The sequence below is a fragment of the Streptomyces muensis genome (assembly GCF_021474425.1).
Classification (GTDB): Bacteria; Actinomycetota; Actinomycetes; order Streptomycetales; family Streptomycetaceae; genus Streptomyces; species Streptomyces muensis.
Window position 1 is genome coordinate 59140 of record NZ_JAKEIP010000021.1, and the last position, 17117, is coordinate 76256.

The 17117-nt window shown below is 72.2% G+C and carries 16 protein-coding genes and 1 tRNA gene; 10 read left to right on the forward strand and 7 right to left on the reverse strand.

What is annotated here, in order from left to right:
• Positions 1–32: 32 nt before the first annotated feature.
• From L0P92_RS08815 to L0P92_RS08830, 4 genes are all read right to left on the reverse strand, one after another.
• Entirely contained in the window at positions 33–1049 is a 1017-nt protein-coding gene (locus L0P92_RS08815; RefSeq protein WP_234761953.1) for a Gfo/Idh/MocA family protein, read from the reverse strand.
• Positions 1046–2050, reverse strand: coding sequence for a Gfo/Idh/MocA family protein (locus L0P92_RS08820; RefSeq protein ID WP_234761954.1), 1005 nt, complete (start codon positions 2048–2050; stop codon positions 1046–1048). Before L0P92_RS08820 ends, L0P92_RS08815 begins: the two co-directional genes overlap by 4 nt.
• Before the next feature lie 103 nt (positions 2051–2153).
• On the reverse strand, positions 2154–2930 hold the full coding sequence (locus L0P92_RS08825) for an SDR family oxidoreductase (protein ID WP_234761955.1): 777 nt from the start codon (positions 2928–2930) through the stop codon (positions 2154–2156).
• A 36-nt stretch (positions 2931–2966) separates the two neighbouring features.
• Positions 2967–4133 (reverse strand): phytanoyl-CoA dioxygenase family protein, encoded by a 1167-nt coding sequence (locus tag L0P92_RS08830; protein WP_234761956.1) that lies wholly within the window; start codon positions 4131–4133, stop codon positions 2967–2969.
• Between the two features lie 107 nt (positions 4134–4240).
• On the opposite strand from L0P92_RS08830, the gene L0P92_RS08835 reads away from it, so the two are divergent.
• Together L0P92_RS08835 and L0P92_RS08840 are read left to right on the forward strand one after the other, a co-directional pair.
• Entirely contained in the window at positions 4241–5269 is a 1029-nt protein-coding gene (locus L0P92_RS08835) for a LacI family DNA-binding transcriptional regulator (protein WP_234761957.1), read from the forward strand.
• Positions 5270–5334: 65 nt separating this feature from the next.
• Complete coding sequence (locus tag L0P92_RS08840; RefSeq protein ID WP_234761958.1) at positions 5335–5946, forward strand: TMEM175 family protein; 612 nt, start codon at positions 5335–5337, stop codon at positions 5944–5946.
• A gap of 9 nt (positions 5947–5955) precedes the next feature.
• Here L0P92_RS08840 and L0P92_RS08845 read toward each other — a convergent pair whose 3' ends face one another.
• Positions 5956–7116, reverse strand: a complete 1161-nt coding sequence (locus L0P92_RS08845; protein ID WP_234761959.1) for a Gfo/Idh/MocA family protein — start codon at positions 7114–7116, stop codon at positions 5956–5958.
• A gap of 123 nt (positions 7117–7239) precedes the next feature.
• Between L0P92_RS08845 and L0P92_RS08850 the strand changes: the two genes are divergently transcribed.
• The gene (locus tag L0P92_RS08850) at positions 7240–8244 is read left to right on the forward strand and encodes a LacI family DNA-binding transcriptional regulator (protein WP_234761970.1); all 1005 of its coding nucleotides are present in this window, start codon (positions 7240–7242) and stop codon (positions 8242–8244) included.
• A 255-nt stretch (positions 8245–8499) separates the two neighbouring features.
• Positions 8500–8799: a hypothetical protein gene (locus tag L0P92_RS08855; protein WP_234761960.1), complete on the forward strand. Its 300-nt coding sequence runs from the start codon at positions 8500–8502 to the stop codon at positions 8797–8799.
• Between the two features lie 28 nt (positions 8800–8827).
• Here the strand turns inward: L0P92_RS08855 and L0P92_RS08860 are convergent, their stop codons facing one another.
• Positions 8828–9763: an alpha/beta hydrolase fold domain-containing protein gene (locus L0P92_RS08860; protein WP_234761961.1), complete on the reverse strand. Its 936-nt coding sequence runs from the start codon at positions 9761–9763 to the stop codon at positions 8828–8830.
• 177 nt (positions 9764–9940) lie between these two features.
• Here L0P92_RS08860 and L0P92_RS08865 point away from each other — a divergent pair.
• Positions 9941–10014 (forward strand) — tRNA-Pro (locus L0P92_RS08865).
• A 239-nt stretch (positions 10015–10253) separates the two neighbouring features.
• On the forward strand, positions 10254–11042 hold the full coding sequence (locus L0P92_RS08870; protein WP_234761962.1) for an FHA domain-containing protein: 789 nt from the start codon (positions 10254–10256) through the stop codon (positions 11040–11042).
• Between the two features lie 3 nt (positions 11043–11045).
• Here L0P92_RS08870 and L0P92_RS08875 read toward each other — a convergent pair whose 3' ends face one another.
• A complete protein-coding gene (locus L0P92_RS08875; RefSeq protein WP_234761963.1) occupies positions 11046–12977 on the reverse strand; it encodes a serine/threonine-protein kinase in 1932 nt (643 codons plus the stop codon).
• Between the two features lie 277 nt (positions 12978–13254).
• Between L0P92_RS08875 and L0P92_RS08880 the strand changes: the two genes are divergently transcribed.
• From L0P92_RS08880 to L0P92_RS08895, 4 genes are all read left to right on the forward strand, one after another.
• Positions 13255–14037 (forward strand): polysaccharide lyase family 7 protein, encoded by a 783-nt coding sequence (locus tag L0P92_RS08880; RefSeq protein WP_234761964.1) that lies wholly within the window; start codon positions 13255–13257, stop codon positions 14035–14037.
• A 79-nt stretch (positions 14038–14116) separates the two neighbouring features.
• A complete protein-coding gene (locus tag L0P92_RS08885; protein WP_234761965.1) occupies positions 14117–15199 on the forward strand; it encodes a serine/threonine-protein kinase in 1083 nt (360 codons plus the stop codon).
• A gap of 97 nt (positions 15200–15296) precedes the next feature.
• The gene (locus L0P92_RS08890; protein WP_234761966.1) at positions 15297–16517 is read left to right on the forward strand and encodes a hypothetical protein; all 1221 of its coding nucleotides are present in this window, start codon (positions 15297–15299) and stop codon (positions 16515–16517) included.
• 84 nt (positions 16518–16601) lie between these two features.
• Positions 16602–17117, forward strand: a 516-nt coding sequence (locus tag L0P92_RS08895) for a hypothetical protein (RefSeq protein WP_234761967.1), incomplete at its 3' end; no start/stop codon positions are given.

The window sequence follows — 17117 nt, forward strand, 5'->3', positions numbered from 1 at the left end:
CGCTCCCCGGCGCCCAGCCGTTCTCCGTCAGCTCACAGAGCCGTACGCGGACGCGGCTCGAACCCCGCCGCCCGGTAGGCCTCGTCGATCAGAGACATCGTCGCCAGCGCGTCGTCCGCGTCCAGCGGGAGCGGCACGTCCCGGCGGATGTGCGCGGCGAGCGCCTCCAGCTGGTAGGTGTACGACGAGCGCGTGCCGAGCCGCTCCGTCCGCTCGCCGTCCGCCGTACGCACCACGACGCGGTCGTCCAGGTGCGGCAGCACGAAGTTCGGCGCGAGCGCCTCACCCGCCGAGCCGACGATCCGGCAGCTCATCTCCAGCTCGCCGTACGCCATGTGGCAGCGTGCCGACGCGGTCGCCCCGCCGGGGAACTCCAGCTCGGCGTCCAGCCACTCGTCGACGCCCGGCGCTCCCGCCCGCTCCCCGCCGCGAGCGGAGACCAGCCGCGGCGCGCCGCCCGCCCACGGCGCGAGCATCCGCACCGCGTGCAGGCTGTAGCAGCCCAGGTCCATCACGGCGCCGCCCGCGAGCGGCAGCGACCAGCGCGGGTCGGCGTCACCGGGCGCCGGGATCGCGACCAGCGTCTCCACCCGCTTCAGCTCGCCCAGTTCACCGCTTTCGAGGATCTCGTGCAGGCGCCGGGTGACCGGGTGGAAGAGGTAGTGGAAGGCCTCCATGAAGACCGTCCCGGCCTTCGCCGCCGCCTCCCGCACCTCTGCCGCCTCCTCGGCGTTGCTCGCCGACGGCTTCTCCGTCAGGACGTGCTTGCCGGCCGCGAGCGCGGCGAGGTTCCACGGCCCGTGCAGACCGTTGGCGAGCGGGTTGTAGACGACCTCGACGTCGGGGTCGGCGAGCAGGTCCGCGTACGAGTCCACCACCCGCTCCACGTCGTGCTCGTCGGCGAACGCCTCGGCGCGGGACCGGTCGCGCGCGGCCACCGCGACGAGGCGGTGGCCGGTCGTGCGGGCCGGGCCGACGAGGGACAGTTCCGTGATGCGTGCCGCGCCCAGTACTCCGATGCGCAGTGGTTCCCGGCCCGAGTCGCTCATCCCTGCCGTACCTCCTCGATCGTCACCGGACGGTGCTCGTGCAGGGACAGTGTGCACGCGTCGGCGATCCAGCCGGCCTCCAGCGCGTCCTCGATGGTGCACGGGGAGGGCCGGGTGCCGGCCACGACCTCGGTGAACGCGGTGAGTTCGGCGCGGTAGGCCGCGGTGAAGCGGTCCATGAAGAAGTCGTGCGGGGTACCCGCCGGGAAGGTCACGCCGGGCTCGACCGAGCGCAGCGGCAGCTTGTCCTCCAGGCCGACGGCGATGGAGTCCGTAAAGCCGTGGATCTCCATGCGGACGTCGTAACCCCGGGCGTTGTGGCGGGAGTTGGAGACCACCGCGATCGTGCCGTCGTCCAGGGTGAGGATCGCGCCGGTGGTGTCGGCGTCGCCGGCCTCCTTGATGTAGTCGGCGCCCCTGTTGCCGCCGACGGCGTACACCTCGGTCACCTCGCGGCCGGTCACCCAGCGGATGATGTCGAAGTCGTGCACCGAGCAGTCCCGGAAGATGCCACCGGAGGCGGCGATGTACGCGGCCGGCGGCGGCGCCGGGTCCAGCGTGGTCGAGCGGACGGTGTGCAGCTTGCCGAGCTCGCCGCTCTGCACGGCGGCGCGGGCGTTGACGAATCCGGTGTCGAAGCGGCGGTTGTAGCCGATCTGGATCGGCACGCCCTTGCCCTGGACGGCCTTCAGAACCTCGACGCCCTCGCTCATGGTCTTGGCGACGGGCTTCTCGCAGAAGACGGGGATGCCGGCCTCGACGCCGGCCAGGATCAGTGCCGGGTGGGCGTCGGTCGCCGCGGCGACGACGATGCCGTCCACGCCTGCGGCCAGCAGGGCCTCCGGCGAGTCCACGACCTCGGCCCCGAACCGATCGGCGGCGGCCTTGGCGGCCTCGGCGAAGGGGTCGGTGACGACGAGGGAGTCGACCGCGTCGAGTCCGGACAGGGTCTCGGCGTGGAAGGCGCCGATGCGGCCGAGGCCGAGGATTCCGATACGCATTAGCTCCGCTGCTTTCATGGTGTGTGGTTGCTGTTCGTTGCCGGGGCTCCGCCCCGGACCCCGTCGCCCTTCGGGCTCGTCCTCAAACGCCGGACGGGCTGATTCAGTCCAGGCCGCCCAAGACGTTCTGGTCCCAGTCGATCACCGACCCGGTGACCACCCCGGATCGGTCCGACAACAGGAAGACCACGAAGTCGGCGATTTCGTCCGGCTGGCCCAGCTTGCCCATCGGCAGCCGGGCGGCAGCCTCCTCCCGCCAGTCGTCCCCGGCCCCGTGGAACGCCTTCTGCGTCGCGTCCTCACCCTCCGTCGCGGTCCACCCGATGTTCAGGCCGTTGATCCGGACCCGGTCCCACCGGTGGGCGTGCGCGGCGTTACGGGTCAGCCCGATGAGGCCGGCCTTGGCGGAGACGTACGGCGCGAGGAACGGCTGCCCGCCGTGCGCCGAGGACGTGATGATGTTGACGATCGTGCCGGGGGCCTTGCGCGCGACCATGTCGGAGACGGCCGCCTGCATGGCGAAGAACGGCGCCTTGAGGTTGATCGCGATGTGCTGGTCGAACAGCTCGGGCGTGGTGTCGAGCAGCGTGCCCCGGGACGTCAGCCCCGCCGAGTTGACCAGGCAGTCGATCCGCCCGTACGCGTCGACGACCTCGGCGACGGAGGCCTTCGCCTGCTCGGCGTCCGACAGGTCGGCCCGCACGAACATGGCCTTGCCGCCTTCGGCGGCGAGTTCGGCCACCAGGGCTTCACCGGGCTCGGCGCGCCGCCCCGTGACCGCCACGACCGCACCTTCGCGCACCGCGGTCCGCGCGATGGCGGCGCCCACGCCCTGGCTGCCGCCGTTGACGAGGACGACCTTGTCGTCGAGAAGTCCCATGTCTGTCCGGGTCCTTTCAGCTCTGGTCGGCTCGGTTCAGCTCTGGCGCCGCTCGGCGCCGGCCCGCAGCTCGTCCCGCAGAGCCTCGGGGGTCCATCCCTCGCGCAGCGCACGCCGTACGACGTCCGCCTGGCTGGGCGGGGCCAGCCCGTCCACCGGCGGGTCGCTGTCGAGGTTGGTGGGGAAGGGGTAGCCCTCGGCGCTCGCGGCGATCACGTTCGCCGCCCACGCCTCGTCGGCGCCCGCATCCTTGCGCTGGAGCAGCACCGGGTACACGGCGTTGGCGACGGCCTCGCGGTCCACCGTCTCCATGGCCCGCCCGAACGCGGAGGACACCTGGAGGAGGTTCGCCATACGGCGGATGTCCGCCGACCGGTTGGTGCCGGCCGCGTGGAACAGTGCCGGGTTGAAGAAGGCCGCGTCGCCCTTGGCGAGCGGCAGCTGGACGTGGCGGTCCTCGAAGTACGCCTGGAACTCGGGCAGTCGCCACGCCAGGTAGCCGGGCTCGTACCGCTGCGAGTACGGCAGGTACATCGTCGGCCCGGACTCCACCGGCATGTCGCCGTGCGCGACGGCGCCCTGGAGGGTGAGCACGGGGGAGAGGACGTGGACATGGGCCGGGTAGGCGGCCGCGACCTCGTTGGACAGGAAGCCCAGGTGGTAGTCGCGGTGCGCGGTCTGCGCCGCGCCGCCCGGGTTGACCACGTTCACCTGCGAGGTGACCTGGTAGCCGGGCCCGAGCCAGGCGGTCGAGACCAGGGCCAGGATGTCGTTGGCGTAGTAGTCGGCGAAGGCCTCGGGGTCGTACAGGGCCACCTTCTCCAGCGCGTTCCAGACCCGGTCGTTGGCGCCCGGCTTGGCGAAGTGGTCCCCGGCGTCCGCGCCCGAGGCGCGCTGCTCGGCGATCAGGGCGTCGAACACGGCGCTGAGCCGGTCGACGGTCCCCGGGTCCGGGAAGGCGCCCTGGAAGACGACGACGCCGGGTCCGTCGGTGAGCGCGCGGACCAGTTCGGCCCGTACCGCACGGACGTCGTCGGCCTCGCGCAGACGGTCGCTGTCGTAGACCAGGACTTCGCGCTCCACGCGGGAGGCGTACGGGTAGTCGGCGAGGTCGGTCGTCCGCTCCACGAGCTCCCGGAAGTCGGCGAGGTCGCAGTCGTGCTCGGACAGCCAGGCCCGGCGGTGTGCGGCGGTGAAGGACATCGGTGTCCTCTCGGTGACAGGGGCGACTCAGCGCTGCCATTCTTGTCATGACAATCCCGTCGAACAACCAGCAGCCGCCCATCAAAAACCCCTCAAGGAGCCGTCCCGTGGGCCACCCCTTCCCGATCCGGGAAATCGCACGTCAGGCGGGCCTGAGCGAGGCCACCGTGGACCGGGTCCTGAACGGCAGGGGAGGGGTGCGCGAGAGCACCGCGCGGGAGGTCCAGCAGGCGATAGCCGACCTGGACCGGCAGCGCACCCAGGTCCGCCTCGTCGGCCGTACCTTCATGATCGACATGGTGGTGCAGGCACCCGAGCGGTTCACCACCGCCGTACGCGCCGCCCTGGAGACCGAGCTGCCGTCGCTGCACCCGGCCGTCGTGCGCTCCCGCTTCCACTTCCGGGAGACCGGGCCGATACCCGAGCTGACCCGGACGCTGGACCGCATAGCCCGGCGCGGCTCGCAGGGCGTGATCCTCAAGGCCCCCGACGTCCCCGAGGTCACCGCCGCCGTCGCCCGGCTCGCGGAGGCCGGCATCCCGGTGGTGACCCTGGTGACCGACCTGCCCTCCACCGCACGCCTCGCCTATGTCGGCATCGACAACCGGGCCGCCGGTGCGACCGCCGCGTACCTCATGGGCCAGTGGCTCGGCGACCGCCCCGGCAATGTGCTGACCAGCCTCAGCAGCGGCTTCTTCCGCAACGAGGAGGAGCGCGAGATGGGCTTCCGCAGCGCCATGCGGACCCACCATCCCGACCGCACGCTCGTCGAGATCGCCGAGGGCCAGGGCCTGGACGCCACCCAGTACGACCTGGTCCGGGCCGCACTGGAGCGGGACCCGGACATCCGTGCCGTCTACTCGATCGGCGGCGGCAACATCGCCACCCTGCGCGCCTTCGCGGACCTGGGCCGCCCGTGCGCGGTGTTCGTCGCGCACGATCTCGACCAGGACAACACCCGGCTGCTGCGCGAGCACCGGCTGTCCGCCGTCCTCCACCACGACCTGCGCCAGGACATGCGCGAGGCCTGCCACATCGTCATGCGGGCCCACGGCGCGCTGCCGCCGGCGGGGCCCACGCTGCCGTCGGCGATCCAGGTGGTGACGCCGTACAACATGCCCACGCCCATCGGGTGACGATCAAGGGCGTACGCCTGGCGTGTACACCGGCTGGACGGCCCCGGCTCCCTACCGTCGTGCGCATGTGGAAATCGAACCCGGACGGCGGTCCCGAGCGGCTGATCGCGCTCGCCGACGGCGTGTTCGCCATCGCCCTCACGCTGCTCGTCCTGGACTTCTACGTCCCTCGGGGACTCGGCTCGGACAAGTACGACGACGCCCTGCACGAACTGCTCCCGAACCTCGGCGCCTACGCGCTCAGCGTGCTCGTGCTCGGCGCCTTCTGGCGTCAGCACCGCCGTGTCTTCGGCTACGTCCGGCAGCTCGACGGGCAGGTGATCGGACTGTCCATCACGGGCCTGGGGGTCGCGGCCCTGCTGCCCTTCCCCACCAAGCTCCTCGCCGAGTACGGCACAGAGCCCGAGTCGGTCGCCATCTACGCGGGGGCGGTCGCCGCCCTCGGCGCCGCCCACCTCGCGGTGCTCCTCGTCCTGGTCCGGCGTCCCTGGCTGCGTGGCGCGACACAGCCGCCGGAGGGCTTCGGGCTCTTCGCGCTCGACCTCTCGGTGACGGTCGCGGTGTTCCTCGCCAGCGTCCCGCTCGCCCTGGCCCAGGGCGAGGCCGCCATGTGGCTCTGGCTGGTCATGGTCCCGATCAAGGTGGCCATCGGCCGACAGGCGGAGCGGGCGCGCTGAGCCCCGGCGTCACTCCGCCGCGGCCACGTCCACCCACGCGCCGCTCTGCGCCGACCGCGCCATCGCGTCGAGTACGGCGGCGCCGCGCACGGCGTCGTCGAGGGTGGCGCCGTGCGGGGTGCCCTCGGCGACCGAGCGCAGGAAGCGGTACGCCTCGACGACCTTGAGGTCGTCGTAGCCCATGGCGTTCGCGGCGCCCGGCTGGAAAGCGCCGAACTCGCCGTCGCCCGGGCCGACGTACACGGTGCCGACCGGCTGGTCCTGGTAGCTGGTGCCACGGCTGATGCCGAGCTCGCCCATGCGACGGAAGTCCCAGAACACGGCGCCCTTGGTGCCGTGCACCTCGAAGCCGTAGTTGTTCTGCTCACCGACCGAGACCCGGCAGGCCTCCAGCACGCCGCGGGCGCCGGAGGCGAAGCGCAGCAGACAGTTGACGTAGTCCTCGTTCTCCACCGGGCCGAGTTCCCCGGTGGCGAGGGTGTGGCCGGCGGTCGCGCCGGTCGGACGGGCCCGCTCGGGTACGAAGATCGCGGTGTCGGCGGTCAGCGAGGTGATGTCGCCGAGCAGGAAGCGGGCCAGGTCGGCGCCGTGCGAGGCGAGGTCGCCGAGGACTCCGCTGCCGCCGCGCTCCCGCTCGTAACGCCAGGTCAGCGCACCCTGCGGGTGGGCGGCGTAGTCGCTGAACAGGCGGATGCGGACGTGGGTGACGGTGCCGATCTCGCCGGCGGCGATCAGGTCGCGGGCGGTCTCGACGGCGGGCGCGTTGCGGTAGTTGAAGCCGACCGCGCTCTGTACGCCGGCCTTGGCGGCCGCGTCCGCCACCGCGCGGGCGTCCTCGGCGGTCAGACCCACCGGCTTCTCGATCCAGATGTGCTTGCCGGCCTCGGCCATCGCGACGCCGATCTCGCGGTGCAGGAAGTTCGGCGCGGTGATGCTGACGGCCCGCACACGCGGGTCGGCGGCCACCTCGCGCCAGTCACGGGTCGTCGAGGCGAACCCGAACTGCGCGGCCGCCTCCTCGGCCCGGCCGGGCACCTCCTCGGCCACGGCCACCAGCTCCGGACGCAGGGACAGTGCCGGATAGTGGTGCGCGACACGGGCGTACGCCTGTGTGTGCACCCGTCCCATCCAGCCGAATCCGACGACGGCGACGCCGAGCGTGTCCATCATTGCAGCCCCTCTTTGGACCGGTCCATTTCCTGTCCAGCTCACCTTGGGCGCGGCCCAGTAGCGGTGTCAACCCTTTCCCTCCCCTTTGACAAGGTGCGGCAGCCCATGGAACGGTCCATGTCCATGAGAGCGCCGACGATCCGTGATGTGGCCGACCGGGCCGGCGTCTCCAAGTCACTGGTCTCGCTGGTGCTGCGCGGCTCCGACCAGGTCCGCCCCGAGAAACGCGAGGCCGTCCTGCGGGCCGTACGTGAACTCGGGTACCGTCCGAACGCCGCCGCCCGCAGCCTCAGCGAGCAGCGCACCCGCACGGTCGGCGTCCTCCTGAACGACCTGCGCAACCCCTGGTTCGTCGACATGCTCGACGGTCTGAACTCGCTCCTGCACGACAACGGCCTGCGCATGCTCCTGGCCGACGCCCGCCTCAACCGCCGCACCGGACAGGACCCGGCCGGCCCCTTCCTGGACCTCGGGGTCGACGGCCTGGTCGTGGTCGGCACACTGCCCGACCCGGCCGCGCTCGGAGCGGTCGCCGAACGCCTCCCGGTGGTGGTGGCGGGGGCGCGCGAGCCGCTGCTGCCCGGCGTGGACGTGGTCGCCAACGACGACGAGCACGGCGCCCGCCTGGTCACCGAGCACCTCATCGGGCTCGGGCACCGGCGCATCGCGCACATCGCCGGGTACGGCGCGGTCGGTGAACTGCGGCGGCGGAGCTTCGAGGCGACGATGCGGGAGCACGGCCTCGCGGCCGAGGCGGTCGTCGAGGCGAGCGACATGACCGAGGAGGGCGGCTACCGCACCACGGTCCGGCTGCTGAGCCGCCCGGACCGGCCGACGGCCGTCTTCGCCGTGAACGACATCGCCGCCATCGGCGCTCTCTCGGCGGCCGAGGAGACGGGGCTGCGGGTGCCGCGCGACCTGTCCGTCGTCGGCTACGACAACACGAGCATCGCCCGGGTGCGCCACGTGTGGCTCACGACCGTCGACAACGCCAGCCACGAGGTCGGCCGCCGCGCGGCCCGCCGCCTGCTCGACCGGTTCGAGGGCACGGGCGGAGCGGGCGAAGTCCGGCTCGCGGTACCGACGTTGGAGATCCGCGGCTCGACGGCGCCGCCGCACGTGGGCTGACCGCTGGGCGCGCACTGACCGGCGTACGCGCCGACCGTGAGCGAGGAGAGCGCCCCCCGCCGCCGCACCCGCGGTGAGTGGCGTCCGTCATATGTACGGACGAGCCATATCTACCGATGAGCCATATGTGCAGATGAGCCGAACTGGGTTATACGACGGTCTCGCGTATTGTTGCGTCATATGCCCGTAGTGATGCAGGGCGGCTCTCGGGATGCCGGGGGCAGGTGTGTTCACAGTTGATGGGGGATCAGGGACGTGACGGCATTTCTCGCACTGGTGGCTGTCGTCGCGTTCATGGCCAAGGCGGGACTGCCCTGGTGGGTGGTCGCGACGGTGACCCTGCTGATGGCGGGATTCGTCGCGGGGATGTCCTGGAACCCAGGGAGAAGCGGCAGGAGCACGTCGGCGTCCGCACCGCCGGTTCAGCCCGTCTGGCCCTCCGCCGACAGGTGTTCGACCGTTCGACCTGCCTCGCCGAACGCACGGGTGACGTCCCCGGACGAGTACACCCACGCGGTGCGCGGTGAGCCCTCGCCGATGGTGCGGAACGGGTGAGGCGGCGAGCCGGCCGGCCCCTGGGCGTTCAGGCGGCGCCCGTCGCCTCCCGTACCCGCCGGGCGATCAGGCCGTAGACCTCACGGGCCTTGCCGTCGTCCTGCCCGTCGTACCCGTGGTCGGCGCCGCGCACCTCATGGTGCTCGACCAGCGCCCCCGCGCCCCGGAGCCGCTCGGCGTACCGCTCGCCCTCGGCCCGCAGCAGGTCGTGCTCGGCGGTGACCATCAGGGCGGGCGCGATGCCCTTCAGGTCCGCGGTGTCCGAAGGGTGTGCCGGGGACACCAGCCGGTCGAGGCGCCGCCGCGCGTCCGGGACGTACGACGTGTCGAAGACGTCGGCCATCCAGGGCCGCAGCATCGGCCTGGCGATGGCGGCCCGCTTGTCCCGGGCGTGGGTCGCCAGGTCGAGCGGCGGATAGTGCAGCACCTGGAGCGCGAGCGCGGGACCGCCCTCCTCCAGGACCTGCCGCGCCACGGCCGCCGCCAGTCCGCCCCCGGCGCTCTGCCCGCCCACCGTGAGCCGCCCGCCGTCCCAGCCCTGCTCGGCGCCGTGCTCCGCGACCCACCGGACGACGTCGTACGCCTGTCGGGGTGGCGCGGGGAACGGATGCTGTGGGGCGACGACATAGTCCACGTTGACCACGACCACGCCGGCCTCGGCGGCGAGGAAGCGGCACAGCGGGTCGTCCAGCTCGGTCAGCGTCATGACGTATCCGCCGCCGTGGAAGTTGACGTGCACCGGGGGAGCGGGCTCGTCGTTCGGCGGTAGATACACGGTGGCCCGGGCCGGGGCGATCGACGTGGGGATCGTCAACTCCCGTACCTTGCGCGGGAATTCGGGGAACCGGGCGTGCGAGGCGGCGGCGGATCCCCGGCCGCCGGAACGCCGGTCCGCCATGACGGTCACACGTTGCATGGCCTTGGCGACGAAGGCGGCCATCGCGGGCCGGGCCATGAGGGACATAGGGCTCCGTTCGGTTCGCGGGCCGTGGGGTTCCCGGCATCCCGCCTCGGGATCTGATTGAACTCAACAATCATAGGTGACAACAACTATTGGTCAAGGGGTCGCGGCGCTCGGGGCAGGATGCGGATGCGGTAGGGTTGACCTGCGTGATCACGCGGTTCGCCGCGCGACGCGCTCCGGGACGTGGCGCAGCTTGGTAGCGCACTTGACTGGGGGTCAAGGGGTCGCAGGTTCAAATCCTGTCGTCCCGACAGTTCGATGGACTGTCTGTCCGGATCGGGGCCTTGTCCCACATCGTGTGGGACGAGGCCCCTGGTCGTTTCCCGGCGGCCGGCGTGGTCATGGGCGCGGGCCCGGCCCCGGGACCCCTCCCGGGAGTGAAGGCGCATCATGCGGGTACCGCCTCGAACGGGGCGCACCGGCGGACAACGGCGAGTGACCGTGCGTCCGCCGACCAGCCTGACGAGCCCACGCCCCGAGGAGACCAGCGATGACCCTCTCCGCCAGCCTCGCGCGTGGTGTCGCGCCCGCCACGCCCGGAACCCTGCACGCCCGGACGGTCACCGGCGAACTCAGCGCGCCGCCCCGCCCGGGGCTCACGGTCCGCTTCGGGCGCGGTGAGAAACCCGACGTGGACCTGGGCGTCGGCGTTGACGACCTACGGGTGAGCCGACGGCACGGCGAGCTGACGTACCGTCAAGGGCTGTGGTGGCTACGGAACACCGGACAGCAGCTGGTCCGGCTGCCGCGCGGCCGGATGATGCATCTCAGCACCGAACCGATGCCGCTCGACACCGGCTACACCCCGCTGTTCGTGAAGGGCTCCGGCTACCGCGAACACCTGGTGGAGCTGTACGTGGCCGGCCACGACGACCAGGGGCCGCTGTCGCGGCGGCGCGCCGAGACCGTCCGGCCGGAGACCTGGGCGCTCAACGACGACGAACGGCTGCTGCTGGTCGTCCTCGGCCAGCGCTATCTGCTGTACGAGGAGGACCCGCGCCCCCTGTCGTACGCCACCGCCGCCAAGCAGCTCGGCTACCTCCGACCCGACGCGAACTGGACGGAGCGCAGGATCGAGCACCGCATCGAGGCCGTACGCCACCGGCTGGACCGCACCGGCTTCCGGTACCCGCTGATCCACGACAAGTCGCAGGGCCGCCCCGGTGACAACAGCCTGCTGCACAACCTGATCAAGGGCCTGGTGGAGTCCACGACGCTCGTACCGCCGGACCTCGACCTGATGGAGGACGACGCCGCCTGGCCCGACTCCGCGCCCTGAGCCTCAGCCGCGCAGTTCGCCGGCGGCGGAGGCCGCGAGGTCTTTGACCATCCCGCAGAGCTCGTCCGTGGGCCGTTGCCCGCCGACCTCCAGGCGCACCATCTCGACGGCGGTCTCGGCGTCCTGACCGCTGTACCTGCGGTACTCAACGAACGCCGAGCAGGTGTCCCCGTCGTCGCCCTTCTCGATGACGGTGCGGTGTCCGCTGAGGCTGAGGGCCGTGCCGTCCTCGGCCGACTTGGGCTGATCGCGGAAGAAGCTCACCTCCGCGTCCAGTTCGTCGACGTCGCTCGACCACTCGCAGCTCCAGTCCGCGATGCCGACCTCCGGCACGTCGACCTCGATCCCGGGCACGACGGACAGCGACTTGGCGTCGAGCAGCTCGCAGGCGTTCTGCCAGGCCAGCGAGGTGCGCGGGTAGGCCGGCGAACGACGCTGCAGGGGGCCCCGGTCGAGGATCGCCGCCGCGCCCCGGGCGGCCTTGTCGGCGACCGCGCACAGGGCCGCGGTGCCGCCGAACACGGAGCCCTTGCCCATGTTGACGCGGACCCCGACCAGGGTGTCACCGCTGTCGCCGTCGGCCGTCAGCAGCAGCTTGCACTCGTCGCTCTCGGCCTGCTCCTCACGGATGCCGATCCGGCCGACGGTGCTGGAGGGCTTGGACCCCTCGGGCGGCGAGCCCTTGCGCAGGCTCACCGACACGTCGATACGGGTCTTGTCGTCGACGCCCACGAGTACGTCGCAGCGGTCGAAGTTGCCGTAGTCCACGTCGACGCGGATCTCCCCGTCGCCGAACTGCCTGAAGGCGGCGGGGTCGGCCAGGGCGCACACGTCGGCCGTGTGCGGATCGCCGATCAGGGCCTGCATCCCAGTGCCGGAGGCCTCCCCGCCGAGCCGGCTCCGGCTCGGGCCGGGCTGCGCGGCGGCCTTGCCGTCGTCGCCGTCCGGCAGGGCGACGAGCCCCAGGGCGAGCAGGGCGCTGACGCCGAGTGCCGCGGCGGCCAGCGGCCGGCCGCGCCACCGCCGGCGCCCGGTGACGGGACTGGTGGTGCCGGGATCATGGGAGGGCGCCGGACCGGACCCGGCGACCTCCTCCAGGAGCCGCTTGACCTCGGCGGCCTCGGGGCGTTGCCGGGGATCGCGGCGCAGCATGGAGGTGAGCACGGGGTACAGCGGGCCCACGGCGGCGGCGTCCAGCTCGACGACACCCTGCTCGGCCTTCCAGTACCGCAGCCGCTCGGCCTCCTCCTCGGTCCCCGTCCCGGCCGGGGCGGCGTCGTCCGCCAGAGCGCCACCGCGCGGCGGTGCACCGGTGATCAGCGCGCAGAGGGTGGCCGCCAGACAGAACACGTCCGAGGCGGGCCGCGGGACATTGCCCCGCGCCAGTTCGGGGGCGGCGTAGTCAGGGGTGAAGCTGAACGGGCCGTTGACGGTGATGGTCTCGGTGCCGCCGACCCGGTAGGCGGCGCCGAAGTCCAGTAACTTCGCGGTCCCGTGCCGGGCGAGCCCGATGTTGGCGGGCTTGACGTCGCAGTGGACGATGCCCGCCTCGTGCAGTGCGGCCAGCGCGTCGGCGAGTTCGGCCCCGATACGGGCCGCCCGCAGGGGAGGCACCGTCGGCTGCCGGTCCAGGCCGCCGCCGGGGACGTACTCCATGACGAACCAGTACGTCGCCGGACCGTCGCCTTCGCCGGGCACGGTGATGACGTCGAACAGGGTGACGACGTGCGGATGGTCGCGGAACTTGGCCATGGCGCGCGGTTCGCCCAGCAGCCGGCGCACCGCGGTCTCGCCCTCGCCGTCCGTCCGCTCGGGTTTGAGGGCGACGTCCTGGCCCACCACCGTGTCGTGGGCCAGCCACACGTCGCCGCCCCGACCCGCGCCGATGACCTCCTTGAGGACATAGCGGTCGGCGAACTCGTCCCCGGAACGCACGGATCTTCCCCCTCGGTCGAATCCCGAACGCGCACGGCCCACTACCGCGCGCATGGATCACAACGAACCTAACGCGTAGGGCGGACCGTACGCAGTGTCTACCCAGAGCCTTCATCAGTCGCACGCATGCGCAGGTGTCACGCGTGTGCAGATGCGGTGAGACCACGTGTGCGGACGCGGTGGGACACCGGTTCCGGGAGGGGTCCCGTCGATCGCGCATACGGTACGCGCGGCCCGAACCGCACACCCGACGCCCCCGACAGGAAGGCACCCCGCCATGCCCAGCACCCGGACCCTCGTGTTGGCCGGACTCACCGCGGCCGTCTCGACCGCCACCCTCGCGCTGTCCGCCCACGCCGGCGCGCAGACCCCGCACGAACCGGCGGCCGCGCGGTGCGCCCATCCCGCCGACGTCCTCGATCTGACGAACTGGAAGCTGACGCTGCCCACCGGTGAGGACGAGGACCCCACCGAGATCACCCAGCCCGAGCTGGCGACCTTCTCCGCCGAGCCCTGGTTCCGGGCGGAGGCCGGCTGTGACGCGGTGCGGTTCCGGGCCGCCGTCAACGGAGTGACCACCGGGGGTTCCAGCTATCCGCGCGCCGAACTGCGGGAGATGACCGACGACGGCGCGGACGAGGCCGAGTGGTCCACCACCGACGGCACCCACACCCTCGTGGTCCGCGAGGCGTTCACGGCCCTGCCGGAGGAGCGGCCGTACCTGGTCGGCGCGCAGGTCCACGGCGGGGACGACGACGTCACCGTCTTCCGTCTCGAAGGCAGCAGCCTCTACATCACCGACGGCGACGACCGGCACGCCCATCTCGTCACCGACGACTACGAACTCGGCACCGAGTTCGAGGCGAAGTTCGTGGCCCGGGACGGGAAGATCCGCGCCTACTACAACGGCCGGCTGGAGACCACGGTCTCCCACGACGGCGACACCAACTACTTCAAGGCGGGCGCCTACACGCAGGCCAACTGTGACAACTCCGAGCCGTGCACCGACGACAACCACGGCGAGGTCCGCATCTCCCGCATCAAGGTCACCCACTCCTGACCGGCCTGCGACGTCCGGGAGGGGTCCCGGGCGGCGCGTGGCACGGTGAGGCGACCTCAGGGCACGGAAGGGGCGGTGGATGACGGGGGACACGACGGGCGCGGGGAGGGCACTGCTGACCCGTGGGCAGCGGGTCAACTCCGCGCTCGTCGTGGACCGCAGGCTCGGCGAGGGCGCCTTCGCCGAGGTCTACCGGGTCCGCCACCACATCCTCGGCTGGCAGGCGCTGAAGCTCTTCAAGCACGTGGCCTCGCTGGCGGCGACCTCCCGGATGTTCGACGAGGCCCGCATCCTCTCCACCCTCGGACACCCCAACATCATCCGGGTGTTCGACGCGGGCACCGTGCAGACCTCGGAGGGGGTGCGCGGCTACATCACCATGGAGTACGTCGCGGGTGGCAGCCTGGAGCGGCTGATCGCCTCGCACTCCCGCGCGGTACCCGTCGGTGAGACCACCGCCGTGCTGCGGCAGGCCGCCGAGGGGCTCGCCGTGGCCCACGAGCGACAGCACCCCATCGTGCACCGCGACCTCTCGCTGGCCAACGTGCTCATCACCTACGACGAGTCCGGACTCCGGGTGAAGGTCAGCGACTTCGGGCTGGCCAAGGAGACCGACCCGGGCACCCGGGCTGCCAGCGCCCAGGGGACGGTCGCCTACATGCCGCCGGAGGTGCTGCGCCGGGGCACGGGCTACTCGTGCGCCGGGGACGTCTGGGCGCTCGGCACCATCGCCTACTTCCTGCTCACCGACCACTTCCCGTACAACGGCGGCGATCCGGTGCAGTCCTTCTCGCTGGAGCGGTTCAGCCGTCCGCTGCCGCCGCCGAGCTCCTTCAACGACGACGTCGGACCCGAACTGGACCGGCTCGTCCTGGACATGCTGCGCACCGACCCGACGGACCGGCCCGCCACGGCCCGGGCGGTCGCCGATCGCGCGAAGACCCTGCGGCCCTCGGCGGGTCCGCGTTCGCCGAGGCAGGGGCCGGCGGTGGTGGAGCGGTCCGTCGAGGAACTGGTGCGGGCGGCCATCGCGCTCTCCCGGATGCCGGGCCGGCTGGCCGACGCCGCCAACCAGCTGGAGGAGGCCGTGAGCCGCCATCCCCGGCTGCGGGAGCGGCACATGGCACGGCTGATGACGTGGCGCCGGGGGGTGGTCATGTGAGGGGCCCGACGCATGAGACGCGGATGCACGAGACCCGGACGCACCGGTAGCGGACGTACAGACAGCGGCGTATGGACAGCCGACGTATGGAGAGGCGATGGACAAGACGACCACGGGCAGCCGCGCGGGCGAGCCGTCCGCCGTTCGCAGCGGCACCGGCAGCCTGTCCCGCTGCGCCGACCTGGCCGGACCGCGGCTGTACCGCGACAACGCCTTCGCCGTCACCGGGCTCCCCGCGAACGCGCGAGGACGGGCCGTACGGCAGCACCGACAGCGGCTGGAGGCGCGCCTCGCGGTGCGGGACACGCTGCCCCCGGACCCGGACTCACCGCTCGTGGGAGAGCGCCGCAAGGACGAGGTCCGGGCCGCGTTCGAGGAGTTCCAGGACCCGCGGCGGCGGCTGGTGGACGAGTTGCTGTGGCGGTGGGGCGACGCCGACCTGAAGTGCGGCTGCCCCCGCTCCCTGCACGAGGAGCACGACGACGCGGTGCGCTTCCACGCCATGGTCCTGGAGGCGGAGGCCGGGCGGGGCGGCGTCACCGTGGAGGGACGGGACACCCTGTGGCGGGGCGCGGCGAGCGGCTGGGGACTGCTGCTGGGACGCCCGGAGTTCCGGCAGCACATCGCCCACCGGATCGAGGACCTGGACGACCCGCGGCTCGGCGAGCACACGGCGGACGACTTCCTCGCCGCGCTGCCCCCGCTGCTCGTCTCCCCGCTCCGGGAACTCGCCGCCGACGCGGACTTCAGGACCCGGCTCGCCGGGGTCTGCGCGGGCTGGACGGAACACGAGGTGTTCGCGGGACTCCTCGCCCCGCTGTTCGAGGAGACCGTGGAGGACACGGTCGAGCAGATCACCGAAGGGCTGCTGTCCGCGAAACGCCAACAGGAAGCCGGCCGGTACGGCGATGCCGCCCTGACCCTGCGCGAGCAGGTCCTGCCCACGTTCGAACGGCTCGGGGAGTTCAAGGCGTTCGTCTCGGAGTGGCGGTACGAGGAGGTCGCGCACATCGTCGCCGTGGGCCTGAACAACCTCGCGGTGGCGCTCGCGGACCACCACCTGCACGGACGGCCGAGCGCCCAGCAGCGGCAGACGATGGTCGAGCTCACGGAGGCGGCGTACGAGATCGCCCCGGACCGCGACATGCAGGGCATCGAGGCGAACTGGGACGCCATTCACTCGCAGTTCGGTCAGCATGCCCGGACCGTCGAGGCGGGGGGATCCGGCGATGTGTGGGGCGGCCTGCGGCTGGGCTGTCTCCTCGTCCTGCTCGTCATGGTGCTCCCCGCACTGATCGCCTATCTGGTCAACCGCTGAGTCACCGGTGCCATGAGGACGGCACAGAAGGAGGAACCCATGCATCGGCCGGTGTCTCCCCAAGTACGGGATTTCATACGTCAGTTGAGGCATCCCCCGCAGTTCCGCATCCCCCGCCCGCCGCTCGACCCGGCCCAGGCCGAGTGGATCGCCGCCGTGCTCGACGAGGTGGCGGCGGCCGAGGCCCTCGCCGAGCAGGCCCGCACCCCGCGGGGCGCCGGCACGGACGCGCTGCTCGGGGCCGCCGTCGGAATCTGGCGTGCCCTGCGCAAGCTCGACCGGCAGACCGGCTCCCTCTCGGCGGCCGACCTGCGACAGGTGCGCCGTCAGGTCCACGCGAGCCGCCAGGCGCTCGCCGACGACGGGCTGGAGATCCAGGAACACGACGGCATGCCCTTCGACTCGGGCCAGTCTCTCGAGGCCCTGGTGTTCCAGGACGAGCCGGGACTGGACCGCGAGGTCGTGCTGGAGACCGTACGGCCGTCGGTCTACTTCCGCGGCGAACGCATCCAGATGGGCCAGGTCATCGTCGGCAGACCCGCCCCCGAGCGGAGCCCGGCACCCGAGCAGGGTCCGGCCCCCGAGCAGCAGCCCCCGGCC